This window comes from Bradyrhizobium sp. CCH5-F6, from assembly GCF_001556045.1.
Classification (GTDB): domain Bacteria; phylum Pseudomonadota; class Alphaproteobacteria; order Rhizobiales; family Xanthobacteraceae; genus Bradyrhizobium.
Genome location: NZ_LSIC01000101.1, coordinates 132,903 through 146,300, shown reverse-complemented (window position 1 = coordinate 146,300; position 13,398 = coordinate 132,903). Strand labels below are relative to the sequence as shown.

General features: G+C 61.4%; 13 protein-coding genes. 2 read left to right on the top strand and 11 right to left on the bottom strand.

Features of this window, described 5'->3' with window-relative positions:
- Window positions 1–2 precede the first annotated feature (2 nt).
- Window positions 3–1,307, top strand: a complete 1,305-nt coding sequence (locus AX729_RS18615) for an LLM class flavin-dependent oxidoreductase (RefSeq protein WP_061025586.1) — start codon at window positions 3–5, stop codon at window positions 1,305–1,307.
- Between the two features lie 609 nt (window positions 1,308–1,916).
- On the opposite strand, the gene AX729_RS18610 is transcribed toward AX729_RS18615, so the two are convergent.
- The 6 genes from AX729_RS18610 to AX729_RS38720 all read right to left on the bottom strand — a co-directional run bounded on the left by AX729_RS18610 (window position 1,917) and on the right by AX729_RS38720 (window position 8,303).
- The gene (locus AX729_RS18610; protein WP_349643762.1) at window positions 1,917–2,618 is read right to left on the bottom strand and encodes an ABC transporter ATP-binding protein; all 702 of its coding nucleotides are present in this window, start codon (window positions 2,616–2,618) and stop codon (window positions 1,917–1,919) included.
- 11 nt (window positions 2,619–2,629) lie between these two features.
- On the bottom strand, window positions 2,630–4,393 hold the full coding sequence (locus AX729_RS18605) for a branched-chain amino acid ABC transporter ATP-binding protein/permease (protein WP_061025584.1): 1,764 nt from the start codon (window positions 4,391–4,393) through the stop codon (window positions 2,630–2,632).
- Entirely contained in the window at window positions 4,390–5,415 is a 1,026-nt protein-coding gene (locus AX729_RS18600) for a branched-chain amino acid ABC transporter permease (protein WP_061025582.1), read from the bottom strand. The genes AX729_RS18605 and AX729_RS18600 overlap by 4 nt, the downstream gene beginning before the upstream one ends.
- Before the next feature lie 11 nt (window positions 5,416–5,426).
- Window positions 5,427–6,629, bottom strand: a complete 1,203-nt coding sequence (locus AX729_RS18595; protein WP_061025581.1) for an ABC transporter substrate-binding protein — start codon at window positions 6,627–6,629, stop codon at window positions 5,427–5,429.
- A gap of 88 nt (window positions 6,630–6,717) precedes the next feature.
- On the bottom strand, window positions 6,718–7,614 hold the full coding sequence (locus AX729_RS18590) for a DMT family transporter (RefSeq protein ID WP_245325262.1): 897 nt from the start codon (window positions 7,612–7,614) through the stop codon (window positions 6,718–6,720).
- Window positions 7,615–7,673: 59 nt separating this feature from the next.
- On the bottom strand, window positions 7,674–8,303 hold the full coding sequence (locus AX729_RS38720) for a flavin reductase family protein (protein ID WP_197433624.1): 630 nt from the start codon (window positions 8,301–8,303) through the stop codon (window positions 7,674–7,676).
- A gap of 45 nt (window positions 8,304–8,348) precedes the next feature.
- Here AX729_RS38720 and AX729_RS18580 point away from each other — a divergent pair, with 45 nt between their 5' ends.
- Window positions 8,349–9,542: an acyl-CoA dehydrogenase family protein gene (locus AX729_RS18580; protein ID WP_197433623.1), complete on the top strand. Its 1,194-nt coding sequence runs from the start codon at window positions 8,349–8,351 to the stop codon at window positions 9,540–9,542.
- A 46-nt stretch (window positions 9,543–9,588) separates the two neighbouring features.
- Here AX729_RS18580 and AX729_RS18575 read toward each other — a convergent pair whose 3' ends face one another.
- The 5 genes from AX729_RS18575 to AX729_RS18555 all read right to left on the bottom strand — a co-directional run bounded on the left by AX729_RS18575 (window position 9,589) and on the right by AX729_RS18555 (window position 13,275).
- Window positions 9,589–10,464 (bottom strand): alpha/beta hydrolase, encoded by an 876-nt coding sequence (locus AX729_RS18575; RefSeq protein ID WP_063817261.1) that lies wholly within the window; start codon window positions 10,462–10,464, stop codon window positions 9,589–9,591.
- Between the two features lie 54 nt (window positions 10,465–10,518).
- Entirely contained in the window at window positions 10,519–11,115 is a 597-nt protein-coding gene (locus AX729_RS18570; RefSeq protein ID WP_061025569.1) for a DJ-1/PfpI family protein, read from the bottom strand.
- Window positions 11,112–12,059, bottom strand: a complete 948-nt coding sequence (locus AX729_RS18565) for an aldo/keto reductase (protein WP_349643761.1) — start codon at window positions 12,057–12,059, stop codon at window positions 11,112–11,114. Before AX729_RS18565 ends, AX729_RS18570 begins: the two co-directional genes overlap by 4 nt.
- A gap of 28 nt (window positions 12,060–12,087) precedes the next feature.
- A complete protein-coding gene (locus AX729_RS18560) occupies window positions 12,088–12,501 on the bottom strand; it encodes a RidA family protein (RefSeq protein ID WP_061025564.1) in 414 nt (137 codons plus the stop codon).
- 93 nt (window positions 12,502–12,594) lie between these two features.
- Complete coding sequence (locus AX729_RS18555; RefSeq protein WP_061025563.1) at window positions 12,595–13,275, bottom strand: Crp/Fnr family transcriptional regulator; 681 nt, start codon at window positions 13,273–13,275, stop codon at window positions 12,595–12,597.
- Window positions 13,276–13,398: the final 123 nt, after the last annotated feature.

Below are 13,398 nucleotides of genomic sequence, written 5' to 3'. Positions count from 1 at the left end.
CCATGAAACGACAGATGCATCTCGGCCTGTTCATCCTGGGAACCGGCAGCCATGTCGCGGGCTGGCGCTATCCCGGCGCAGTCGACAGTTTTCAGGACTTTGCGGCGATCCAGGAGATCGGCCGCACCGCCGAGCGCGGCAAGTTCGACCTGATCTTCATGGGCGACAATCTCTATGCCGATGCGGCCGCCCACCCCTCCTACACGCTGCGGCTCGAGCCATTGACGATGCTCGCCGCGCTCGCGACGTCGACCAGCCACATCGGCCTCGGAGCCACCGTCTCCACGACCTACAGCGATCCCTTCTCGGTCGCGCGCGTGTTCGCCTCGCTCGACCACATCTCCAAGGGGCGCGCGGCATGGAATGCGGTGACGACCGCCAATCCGGCAACGGCTGCGAATTTCGGCACGACCCATCCCGACCATGCCCGGCGCTATGAGATGGCAGGCGAGTTCCTCGACGTCGTCAAGGGGCTCTGGGACGGCTGGGCGGATGATGCCATCGTCGCCGACCGCACAACCGGTCTCTACATCGATCCCTCGAAACTGCGCTCAATCGACCACGAAGGCGCATTCTTCAAGGTCAAGGGCCCGCTCAACATCGGCCGCAGCCCGCAGGGCCACCCCGTCGTGCTCCAGGCCGGCGGCTCCGAGGCTGGCCAGGCACTTGCCGCGCGCACCGCGGATATCGTGTTTTCGGTGGTGCAGGATATCGAGGAAGCCAAGGCCGGCTACGTCTCGCTCAAGACGCGCCTGCCGGCGTTCGGCCGCAGGCCGGAGGACGTCACGGTGCTGCCGGGCGTGATGCCCGTGGTCGGCCGCACCGACAGGGAGGCGTTCGAAAAGCTCAACGTGCTCCAGAGCTTCGTCAGCGGCAGCAACGCGCTTGCGATCTTGTCCGATCGCTTTGGCCGGGATATGTCGGCCTACGATCTCGACGGACCGATCCCGGACATCGCACCGTCGGACAGCTATCACAGCTTCGCCAGCGTCATGCTGGCCAAGGGCCGCCGCGAGAACATGACTTTGCGCGATCTCTACAATCTCACCGCCGCGGCTCGCGGCCACTGGGTGCTGTGCGGCTCGGCCGAGCGCATCGCCGACACTCTCCAGCTCTGGTTCGAAGAGCACGCCGCCGACGGCTTCAACGTCATGCCGCCCTATTTCCACGAAGGGTTCGAGGATTTCGTCAATCTGGTCGTTCCGATCCTCCAGGAACGCGGCCTTTTCCGTGTCCACTACGACGGCGTTACCTTGCGCGATCATCTCCGCCTGTCACGACCGACCAACGCCTTCTTCCCGACGTAGCCAGCGCTTACGCTTGGGAGCTGCACCATGACGTCAGGGCCAGCGGATAGACCTCGGCTGCTGCCGACCGAAATGCGACAGCCACTGCGGGCGAGGAGCCAGCCAAAGACACCTCCAAAGAGCCGCAGCTGCGGTGCCGTACGGAATCGGTTTTGGCGCGCTGTGTACCCCCCGGAGCGCATGTCAGCGGAATGACAGGTACCCATTTCGGCAACGTGCGCTTTACGTTTGGGAAAGCTGCTGGCTGACCCTCTGCAGAAAAAAACCGTTCGAAACACCGTTCCAGCTCTGCCTTCTCAAACGGTTTCTCTCGCTAATGTCTTGGCCTATATGGTGGGCGCACCAGGGCTCGAACCTGGGACCAGCTGACTAAGCGTCAGCCACGGCTCAAGAACGATCGATGACTTGCTCGTCGCGCCACTGGGCTTGTCCGGCCGAAGCTGGGTATTCGTCGCCAGAGCAACGTGAGGGACCTCGACCCCTCCGCAGGCGCGAGCCTGAGCGAGCCCCGCCTCCTTATGTCCGCCACTGATCCCAAACTTCGTGAGACCACGACCGCCCTCCCTCGGAACAAACATTCGGTAGCCACGGATGCCTGCGCCGAAATTCCTACTCCAGCCGTTCTCCCAGATACGCGGCATGAAGCAAGGGATTCTGGGCCAGGTCCTCAGACCGCCCCTCAATCATGATGCGCCCAAGCTCCATGACATAAGCGCGTTCCGTAACCGACAGTGCGAGCTTTGCATTCTGCTCGACGATGATCGCCGTCATTCCCGACTGCTTCAAGCGCGTGATCGCGTCGAAGATCTGCTCGACGATCCGGGGCGCGAGGCCGATCGACGGTTCGTCCAGGAGGATCACCTGAGGCTCTGCCATCAACGCACGACCAATGGCGACCATCTGTTGCTCGCCGCCCGACAGCGTCTTCACTTCCTGGTTGCGTCGCTCCTTGAGCTTCGGCAGCAGTTCGTAGATTCGTTCCAGCGCCGATCCATCGTAACGATGGCGATGCAGATAGCCGCCGAGCCTGAGATTATCCTGCACCGACAGCGGGCCGAACAAATCCCGGCTCTCGGGCACAAGCACGATACCACGCTCGACGCGTCGTTCCGTAGGCAGGCCGTCGATCGCCTGCCCGTTGTGCAGGACCGTACCGCTCACGGCCGGGACCAGCCCCATCACGGCATTCAACGTGGTGGTCTTGCCTGCCCCGTTGGCGCCGATGACGGCAACGAACTCGCCCTTCGACACGTTGATGTTGATCCCCTCGATCGCGACAGCCTTGCCATAGGCAACGGACAAGTTCCTCACCTCAAACATGACTATGCCGCCGCCCCGAGATAGGCATCGATCACCTTCCGATCCTTCCTGATCGATGCCGGCGTGCCTTCCGCCAGCAACTCGCCGCGATCGAGGACGATCAGATGATCAACGGCCCGCATGACGAGATCCATGTCGTGCTCGACGAGAACGACCGAAATACCGTCCGCTTTCAGCTTGTAAAGTAGCGCAATCAGCTCACGCTTCTCGGTCGCGCGCAATCCGGCCGCGGGTTCGTCCAGCAGCAGCAGTGTCGGCTCAGCAGCCAATGCTCTCGCGATCTCTACCAATCGCTGTTTGCCGAGCGGCAGCGTACCCGCTAGGATGTTTGCGCTGCCTGTCAAGCCAACCAGGGACAATGCTTCGAACGCGCGCGCTAGGACGCGCTTTTCCTCGTCTCGGTCAATGCCGCTCATGCCCGCAAGCATGTTGGCGTGACCTCCCGTATAGGCGCCAACGGCAACATTCTCGATCACGGACATGTCGCCGACGAGTTTGACGTGCTGAAACGTACGCGCGATACCGCCGGACGTAACCGCCCATGGCTCCGGCGGCAGCGATTGCCCGGCGAGACACACCGAGCCGGTGGTCGGTAGCAACAGACCCGACATCACGTTGAAGGCCGTGCTCTTGCCCGCGCCGTTCGGACCGATCAGGCCAACGATTTGTCCGGCGGACACCCTCAGCGACAGATGCCGCAATGCCTGGATGCCACCAAAACTCTTGCTCACATCGATGAGCTCGAGCAACGGCACCTCTCCGACTCCGCCGGTGGCCATCTGAGCCGGCGCGCGTTCAGACCTTGCATTGGGTGCGTTCAGAACGACCTTGCTCAGGCGCGCCTCAATCGCCGACCAGATTCCATCAGGCCATTTGAGCAGCAAGACGATCAGCAGCACACCAAAGATGACCGGCTCGATCGGCCCAACGCGGTCGATCAGGCCAGAAAACAGCGTCTGGAGCACGAGGTTGATCAAGGCTACCAACACGGCACCGACGACAGCGCCCGCCGGATAGCCTGCCCCGCCGAGAATTGCGACGATCAGAAGCGTGAACGACTGTCCGATCCCGAACGGCGACGGGCTGATGAAACGAGTCTGGAATGTGTAGAGCGCCCCTGCAAGACCGGCCAACGCCGCCGACACGATAAAGACCTGCATCTTGAGCCGGGCCGGATTGATGCCGAAGGCGACAGCCATCTGGTCGTGCTCCCGAAGTGCACGAATGGCCCGCCCCTGCCGCGATCGCATAAGCTGAGCTATCATCGCCACTGTGACGATGACGATCAGGCAGACCAGCCCAGCGAATGCCCTGTCGCCGCCAATCGGAAAACCGAACATGGTGAGGGCAGGAATGCGGTCAAATCCCGATGCACCGCCGGTGATGGGCCCCGCGGCTACGAAAAGCACATGAAACGCCATGCCCCAGGCCAGTGTCGCCAGCGGCAGATACATTTCGCGCAATCTCAGCGTCACGAGTCCGATCGGCACGGCGGCCAGCGCCGCAGATATGATGCCCGCAACAATACTGAGCCACGGCGACCAGTTGTAGTCACGGGCGAGAATGGCGGAAACATAGGCTCCGGTGCCAATGAATGCCGCATGGCCAAGTGATACCTGGCCGGCACGCATCAGCAACACAATCCCGGCAGCCGCCAGCGCGTCGATGCCCGCGAAAATGAGCAAGCTTAAGTGATAGGGACGTGCAATGAGGATCGCGACGACGATAACCGCGATTGCACAAGCGAAGAAGAAGCGGCGGTTCATCGGTCACCCCCCATTCGGGAGGCGGGACCGTTGCGCCATAGCAGCACGGGAATAACCATGAAAAATACGATCGCGTCCCTGAATGCGCTCGCGCCGTATGACGCGAAAGCATCGAGCGAGCCGACGAAGCCGACGCCGGCGATCGACAGCGGATAGGTCGACAGGCCGCCGAATGTCGCGCCGACAAATCCCTTCAATCCGATCAAGAAGCCCATATCGACATTCGCCGTCACCAGGGGCGCGACCAGCATGCCGCCAGCGCCACTGAAACAGGCCGCCAGCGCGAAACTCACCAGACCTGCATGCGTCGGAGAAATGCCGCAGAGCTGCGCACCGCGACGGTTGATGGCGGTCGCCCTGAGGGCCTTTCCCACTTGCGTGAACTCGAAGAAGGCAAACAGGCCGGTCATCACCGACACTGCGACGACGAAAATAAAGGCAGTTTGGTGTGATACAAAGATGCTTCCGATCAGGAAGCCGCCCTGGGCAACAGGGGGCACCGTCTTTGGATCGGCGCCCCAGAGCACCAGACCCATGCCCTGGAGCACCATCTGCACGCCGACCGACAGCATGACGAGAACGACCGCGCTGCTATTGATCGCCGGCTGGACCGTCAAGCGATAGACGACCACGCCCAGCGTGCTGACGAGAACGAGGGTACATGCGGTCACCGCCAGCATTGCATGACCGAACCGCATCGTCGCCCAGACCATGACCGATAGCGCCACACCACACGAAACATAGCGCACCAGAACCTTCAGGATTTGGCCGGGATTTCGCCGGACGATATAGAGATCAAACAGCGCACATAGCACACCGCCGGCCATCACGAGGGCGAGAGTCGGCGGAATCGCGCCTTCCAGCATGCTTGCGAGCGTCATGGCGCCAAACATCAGGTACTCTCCCTGAGCGATATTGGCGACTCTGGTCACCGTATGCACGATGACCAGACTCAGCGCGACGAGACCATACACGGCACCGTTGCTTATTCCGTCCGTAAGAAGGAACAGAAAGGTATCCATCGTCTCGCCTTCTACGGATTGATGAGAGTGAACTTCCCATTCCGGATTTCCGACATCGGCAGCGCCGTCTTGCGGTCCAGTCCGACATGGTCCTGCGGCGTAAAGTTGAAGATGCCCGAGGCGGCTACGAAGTTCGTCGTCGTCTCGATGGAGTCGCGCAACGCTTCACGCGTCGCGTCGAGGTTGCTCACATCGGTTCCCTTGTCGACCAGGCGGCCAAAGGCATGCACGGTCAGCTTGATCGTGTCCCATCCCATCGCAGAGTAGTTGTCAGCCTTGGCCTCACCATACTTCTTGTCGTAGGTCGTCACGAACTCCTCGAGCGCCGGCTTCATCGGATGGCTGGCAGGAAGCTGGTCGAGCACCATGACCGGGGAAACGATCACGGCGGTATTCTCCACCGACTTGCCGCCCAGCGTCAGGAACGAGAGACTTGCCGCGCCCTGCGACTGGATGATCGGGCCGGTATAGCCGACGCGGCGCAGCGCATCCTGCATCAGGTAGCAAGCCGGCGTGTAGGTATGGATATAGACGACCTCGGGATTAGACTGCCGCACGCGCAGCGCCTGCGACGTGAAGTTGGTATCGGTTCGCGCCACCCGCTCCGTTGCCGTCAAGTTCAGCTTGCTGGCAGGGATCATGCCGTTCAGCGCATTCAATCCACTCTCGCCATAGGAGTCGTCGGCGAAGACCGCCGCCAGACGCGTCGCCTTGCGGCGACCGACCTCGTCGAGCATACGCTCAATCATCAGACGGTCGGTGGCCGAGGCCTTGAAGACATATTTTCGCTCGGCGACGGGTTCGACGGCAGAAGCAGCCGCCGCAAGGGTGATCGACGGCGTCTTCGACGACGTGAGAATGTCGAGGACCGCCAGCGAGCTCGGGGTCGTGGTGCAGCAAACGACAAGATGGACCTTGTCTTCCTGGATGAGACGCCGGACCGCGTTGGCTGACTTGGTCGGATCCGATGCATCATCATACGAGACGATCTTCACGGTGAAGGGAAGCTTGGCATCTGCGAGCTGATCCGCCAGCAGCGCCACACTGGACCGCTCCGGCAGACCGATCGACGCCGCGCCACCCGATGCCGCGAGGACGACGCCGATACGCAGTTCCGGCTTCACACTGCCCTGTGCAAAGGTGCTCCAGGGCGCCAGGGCCGCAAGGCAAGTGGCGACGGTCAACAGCTTTCCTGCAATCTCGCGAAATTTCATGATTGACCTCATTCAGTTGGATGAATTGTAGATCAACCTTAGGCGCTGGCTCCCCCCGCTCCTGTATCTACCGATACCCAAAGGGTCGTCAGGCCGCAATTCTCCCAGGCTCGGCTGCGTCATCTCGTTGCTTGCCGGGGCCGCCCCCGGGCGAAAGAACCAGAATATTGCCTACCGCAATCAGGGCAACCGCGCCCACGGCAACGACCGTCCAGCTGAACTGCTCGAAATGGGAGGATATCGCCAGCGCACCGATCGGAGCCCAGACCGTGCAATAGGCCGCACGTGCGGGACCCACTGCGCAGAGCAACTCCAGATAGGCGGCAAATGCGAACAGCGTCCCGAAAAGCGCGAGGAAAAGAAGCGACCCGATATAAGTCATCGACATGTCTATCGCGAAGGTTGTGCCGCACGCCCATGCCAGACCGATCGACCACAGCAGACCGTACAACATCGACCAAGCCGCAGCAGAGATCACCGGCACGCCGCGACGCTGCACCCAGGCTGACCCCACATTGCCGAGGCTGAACGTCAGCGTCATGGCCAGGCCGCACAAGAAGCCCGCCCAATAGCTAGAAGCCCCATCGATCGAGGGGACGTCGCCGAAAAGCAGCAACGTCAGGCCCCCGACGCCGAAGGCCGCTCCCACCAATGATCTGAGGCCCGGCAGCTGACGAAAGATCACGGCAACCAGCGCCATGTTGGTAACGGTCGACAAGGAGAAGATGACAGAGACCAGGCCGGACGGCAGCAGTTTGACCGCGTAATAGGCGAAGGCGAAATTCGCGGAGAACATCAAGGCCCCGACCGGAGCGAAGCCCAAGTGCATCCTCCAGCCGAACTTCAGCTTCTGCCTGCCGAGAATGGCCCAACCGAACATCAGCGGCACGGCAATTCCAAAGCGCCAGACCAGCGAGACGAAAGCATCGACCCCGCCGCTCTGCAACTTCGAAGCGTACCAGCTGCAGCTCCAGCAGAGAATCACGACACAATGGAGAGCCGCGGTCCGCCAGGCCCGTGACAGGCTGGAAGGCCGAGCGGCGGTCACCGTCGGGCGTCCGCGAGCATCGGCGATTGCTCGTCATTGCGATCAGCCAGACGGGCGTAGGCCCCTTCATGATAGACCAGCGGAGGCGCCGAACGTTCCGGTCCCATCAACGCGGTGACACGCGCGACGATGATCATGTGGTCACCCGCCGGATGGGTTGCCTCCAGCTCGCAGCAGAACGACGCATTGGAATGCCTCAACCACACTAGCTCGCCGTCTCTTTCGACCTCGGGAGGCGGCTCCGACGCGCGACTACCCGCAAAATATTGCGACGCCGCCAATTGACCTTCGCCGAGCAAGTTGACGGTAAATACCGCGCAGTCCCTCAGACGGGCCGCGCTCCGGCTCTCGTGCCGTACGCAGAACAACAGCAGCAGAGGATCGAGGCTGACCGAGGTGAAGGAATTGATCGTCAGCCCGATCAACTCCTCGCCCTGGCTTCCCAGCACGACCGAGACGCCAGTCGGAAAACGGCCCATCAGTCTGCGGAATTCACGGCTGCGGGACAAATCGTCGGAGTATGTTCTCATCATCCACGCAGTCTGGCACTCTCGCTTTCGCCGCCCGGTATCGCAGACTACAACCGCAATCGTTTTTCGCTCCGGCCTTCGTATCGTCAGATACACTTCACCACACGGCACGACGCTACATTGCAAGAAATGGAGCGCTTCATGACCACGACGAAGGTAGCCGCACGGTCCACCACCACGCACGAAACGGCTCTGCTGGACGACCTGCCTGAACTGGTCGCGTGGCTCCGCGGTCAAGCCGCAGAGATAGAGGATCAGAAGCGCCTTCCTCCGCACGTGATCGAACGTCTCCATGCGGCCGGCCTCTTCAAGCTCACGCTGCCGGAACACCATGGCGGTCTCGGGCTGACGCCCGACAAGGCCTGGAACATCATCTTCGATATCGCCCGCGGCAGCGCATCTGCCGCCTGGTTGATCTCGCTGTGCGCGGCGAATGTCGTCATGCTGACGCGCCTGTCCGACCGTGCGCAGAGCGAGCTCTTCGACGGCAATCGCCTCGTCGTATCGGCCCTGACTGGCGCCGTCCCACGCAACCTCGTGGCTTCACACGCGGAGGGCGGCATCACTTTGAGCGGTGCCTGGGGCTATGCATCGGGCATCGATGCGGCGAACTGGGTCGGCGTGCTGGTCCCGATCGGAGATCCTGTCCGCACCTTCTTCGCGCTCATTCCCAAAACCCGTTTCAGCATCGACCACGACAGCTGGAACGTGCTCGGCATGCGCGGAACCGGAAGCAAGGACGTGGTGTTGCCGACGACCTTCATTCCAGACTATCGCCTCATGGACTGGGCCCTGTTGCAGCAGGGAGGAAAACACCCGGACTGCACCTGTAGCGAACGTCTCGACAGCTATCCGATCAATGCTTTGTTTGCGGCATCGATCCTGGCGCCGTCGCTTGGCGTAGCCCGCGCGATCGTCGATGAATTCGAAGCTTTCCTGATGCGGCGCCTGCACAATACCAACCCCGATCATCGCGATCCGCATGCGATGTCCTATCTCGCACAGGCACGCGCCACCGTGACCCTGGCTTGTCGCGCCCTCATCACCGAGGCCGAGGCACCGCCCGCTGCCGCGGGCGGCGGAGTACCGACGCTCCGGATGAAAGCTGAAATGCGCGTTCGTATCGTGATGATCGCCAGAAGCGCGATGGCTGCATGCCAGCAATTGTTCTCCGCCGCAGGGGGGCAGATCATCCCCACAGGGACGCCTTTCGAGCGCCTGCTTCGCGACTTCCATGCAATGTATTCGCATATTCTGCTGCAGCCGGAACCGATCAGCGAGAATTGCGGGCGCATCGAGCTTGGTTTGGAACCGCTGCCCAATACTCGCATCTGACGAGGCGACGGACGCCCGCTTCAACAAGGCTCGCTGGAGCCTGCCATCAGGCCGGCGTGGGCAATCCCATCAACCTGAACAACGCCCGGCAAAGCAAGCTCTGCGAATCGGAGAAGCCGTCGATCGCCGTATTGTGGAGACAACCTTCCAGTGAAAGCAGGGCGGCGGGGATCGACACGGAGGCACATGCTGCTCGGAAGTCGGCAGCCTGCCGATGGAATTCCGCGGTCTCGAGCTCGCCGTAAGCCAGCACCATTGGTGCGCCGCCCCGACGCACATGCGCAATCGGGCTATGACGTCGGACCTCCGCCCAACTGAGCTGCAGTTTCGGCTGCAGCCATGTGTAAGGAAACGGCGTCAAATCGAACAGCCCGCTGATCGCGAACGCGCCCTTCACCGCATCTGACGGAAGCTCATAGTCCAATTCCCACTGCGTGAGCCCCAGCACGGCAGCCAGATGACCACCGGCGGAATGGCCTGCCGCATAGAGGCGTGCCGGATCCCCACCGAACGAATGTGCATGCTTGTGAGTCCACTCCACCGCGGCCCGGCATTGCCGCACGATTTCGTCAAGGGTCACCTGCGGACAGGATGCATAATCCAAAACCAGCGTCGTGATGCCTTGCGGCTGCAGACCCCGCGCGACCCAGGCATAGAAGTCCTTGGTGATGGATGGTGTCGACCAATACCCGCCATGGATGAACATCACCATCGGCGCGTCCGACTGCTCCGCCGGATAGATATCCATGCGCTCGATCCGGGTCGGACCATAGGCGACATCGAGCAAATGCGGAAGCAAGCGACGCGCTTCGTCGCTGTCCGCCTGCCTTTGCCGCATGAATGCAGCCGGATCAGCGAGCTGCGACGCGGTGAGATACTGCGCGTCGAGTTGTTCCTGCGTCGCAAAGTCTCTGTAGAGCATCACGCCATCCGTCGCTTGCGCCACCAGTCACCCACGTGGAAACCGGTGGCCCCGTTAGACCAGAGCCGTGTAAGGCGGCGCGGGAAAGTACTCGATCCCCTTCTGCACCGAACGCGCGAAAGCGGGATCCGCCCATTCGCCGATCAGCCATAGAGCCATGTCGATCCCCGCAGATACGCCGGCGGATGTCACCATGTTGCCATCGCGCACGAAGCGCACGTCGTCCAGAACCTTCATCGAGGAGTCCAGCCTGCGCAATTCGCCGGTCAAGCCCCAATAGGTCGTCACACGTTTTCCCGCCGCAAGGCCGCTCGCGGCCAACAACCAGGCTCCGGTGCAGACGCTCGTGACCCAGGCACAACGCGCCGCCTGTTCGCGGACATAGGCAAGAATGGCCTCGTTCGAGGTCTGCTTCATGATGCCTGAACCACCGGGAATCAGCAGGACATCTAGGTCCGGCGCGGTCTCGAAGCTGTAGTCGGGAAGCACGCGCATGCCCTTGTTGCAGCGAACCGGATCGATCGTCTGCGCCACTGTGAATACAGTGACGAAATCCTCGCGCTTCACGCCGGCCCAGGCGAACACTTCATACGGGCCGACTGCATCGAGCTCCTCAACGCCCTCGAACAGAAGGATGCCGATCTTCATCATGGTGATTGCTCCTGGATTCCACTTGCATTGAGCTTGGCCATTGCGGCCGTGTCGAGCCGGATAGCGACGCTACCGATCAGCTCGTGCAATTGCTGGACGCTGGTTGCGCTGACGATGGCCGCCGTTACGGCCGGCCGCGCCAACACCCAGGCCAGTGCGATCTGGGCGGCGGAAGCTCGGTATTCTCCCGCGACCGAATCCAGCACCTGCAACACGTGCTCGCCTCGCGGGGTGCAGTAGGTCTTCAGCGCCTTGGCGCGTGGGCTCCCTTCGACGTCGGCGAGCGAGCGATATTTGCCGCTCAGGAAGCCGCTTGCCAGCGACGAATAGGTTGTCACGCCGATATCCTGCGCGACGCACAGGTCTTCGACGGCGCCTTCGAACGACGACCGGTCATGCAGATTGTAGAGGGGTTGAAGCGTCTCGTAGCGGGGTGCATGTCGGCGCAAGCTGCAGTCGAGCGACTGCTTGAGCCGTTCGACGGAATAGTTCGACGCACCGATATAGCGGACCTTGCCTTGCCGGATCAGCTGTTCGTGCGCTCCAAGGGTTTCGTCGAGTGGCGTCACGGTATCGTCGATATGCGACTGATACAGATCGATCCGGTCGGTTCGCAATCGGCGCAGCGAGCCTTCGACCCCTTCGACGATCCGCGCACGCGACAGCCCTCCTCGTCCGGCGGCTTCGGCCATGCCGACCTTGCTGGAGATCTGCACGGCCGCCCGATTGCCCCGGCTGGCCATCCAGTTGCCTATGATCGTTTCCGACTCGCCCCCGCGATTGCCCGGCACCCAGCTCGAATACATGTCGGCGGTGTCGATCATGTCGAATCCGGCCGCGACGAAAGCATCGAGTAACAGGAACGATTGGACCTCGTCGACAGTCCAGCCAAAGACATTGCCTCCGAAGATCAGCGGAGCGGTCTTCAGATCGGATCGTCCCAAAACACGTTGACGCAAGGGTCTCTCCGATTCAGCTACGAAAGGCGGCGACGCTGCGGATTTCGATCTTGAAAGCCGGGCGCGCCAACGCAGCGATGCCGACCATGCTCCAGGCGGGATACGGCTTCATCGTGAAGGCTTTCTTTACAGAAAGAAAGCCCGGCATGTTGACGGCCATGTCTACGTGGTAGCTGACAACTTCCACGAGATCGGAAAAATCGAGACCGGAAAGCCGAAGGATTTCCTGCGTTCGCTGGAATGCGCACTCGGTCTGCTCCTCGATGGTCTCAGGTATCGAACCATCAGGCCGCAGGCCGACCTGCCCGGAGATGAACAGCAGTCCGCCGGCGCGAACGGCAGGCGAGAAGCCGAAATTCTCGAACAGTTGGCGGGTGCCATCAAAAATCTCCGAGTTCGGCGGTATTTCGAGCGCAAGCTTGGTCATCTACTGCATCCCTTGATCTGAAAGAGATGCAAGCTATACGTCCCGTCGATCCCGGCCCTTGTATCTACAGACACACGTCGATGGCTTTGCGCCTCAGCGCGGGATCAGATTGGCGTCCTTAATATAGACCGTCCCATCGACCACCATCAGCGCGCCCAGTTTGCGCATCTTGGTGAGCCAGCGCGTGACTGTGACCCGCGACGTCCCTGTCATCGTCGAAATCTGCTCATGCGTGAGAGTGATGGGCACCAGTCGCGTCGGTTGATCGGCCCGTCCGTAGGTTTCAGCCAATCTCAACAGGAGGTCGCCAATCCTGACTTCCGGCGACGGCGCAGACAAATGCTGAGCACGACGCGACATAATACGCTGCTTGGCGGCGAGAACGCGGATCAGGGACAAGGCGAGCTCTGGAGCTTCCTGAAACGCTTCGTGCAGTCTGGACGCATCAAAACGTTTGACGACGGTATTGCAGGTCGCGACTGCCGATGAAAATCGGGGCATGCCATCGAAGGCGGCACCTTCACCACATAGCGCCCCCGCCCCCATGATCTCGACCATGAAATAGCTGCCGTCTTCGCGGACCATCGACACTTCGACTTTGCCACTGATAATCAGATAGAAGTATGTGGACACTTCACCCTGGTGGTAAAGCGTCTGCCCGGCGATCAGCCGCAATTCGCGACCGGCGTCAAAATGCCGCCAAGGTCCCATCGAATCTTCGGACAGCCGCCACGTTTCCGCTGAAGGCTTCTTGTCGGCTATCAATGATTGCATGGCATCCTCATAGGCCCTTCCGCCCGCCCCGCGGCTTATTGCAATTGAGGCAAGAAACGCGGGTCATGCCGAAAATACAGCAATCTTCATGCCAACAAGGCAGCGATCACACTTCTGACCCCG

Excerpts from the sequence above, each read along its gene's own strand:
- AX729_RS18595 (WP_061025581.1), bottom strand. The coding sequence starts at position 6,629 with ATGAAATTTCGCGAGATTGCAGGAAAGCTGTTGACCGTCGCCACTTGC.
- AX729_RS18560 (WP_061025564.1), bottom strand. The coding sequence starts at position 12,501 with ATGACCAAGCTTGCGCTCGAAATACCGCCGAACTCGGAGATTTTTGAT.
- AX729_RS18570 (WP_061025569.1), bottom strand. The coding sequence starts at position 11,115 with ATGATGAAGATCGGCATCCTTCTGTTCGAGGGCGTTGAGGAGCTCGAT.
- AX729_RS18600 (WP_061025582.1), bottom strand. The coding sequence starts at position 5,415 with ATGGATACCTTTCTGTTCCTTCTTACGGACGGAATAAGCAACGGTGCC.
- AX729_RS18605 (WP_061025584.1), bottom strand. The coding sequence starts at position 4,393 with ATGAACCGCCGCTTCTTCTTCGCTTGTGCAATCGCGGTTATCGTCGTC.
- AX729_RS18615 (WP_061025586.1), top strand. The coding sequence starts at position 3 with ATGAAACGACAGATGCATCTCGGCCTGTTCATCCTGGGAACCGGCAGC.
- AX729_RS18580 (WP_197433623.1), top strand. The coding sequence starts at position 8,349 with ATGACCACGACGAAGGTAGCCGCACGGTCCACCACCACGCACGAAACG.
- AX729_RS18575 (WP_063817261.1), bottom strand. The coding sequence starts at position 10,464 with ATGCTCTACAGAGACTTTGCGACGCAGGAACAACTCGACGCGCAGTAT.
- AX729_RS18555 (WP_061025563.1), bottom strand. The coding sequence starts at position 13,275 with ATGCAATCATTGATAGCCGACAAGAAGCCTTCAGCGGAAACGTGGCGG.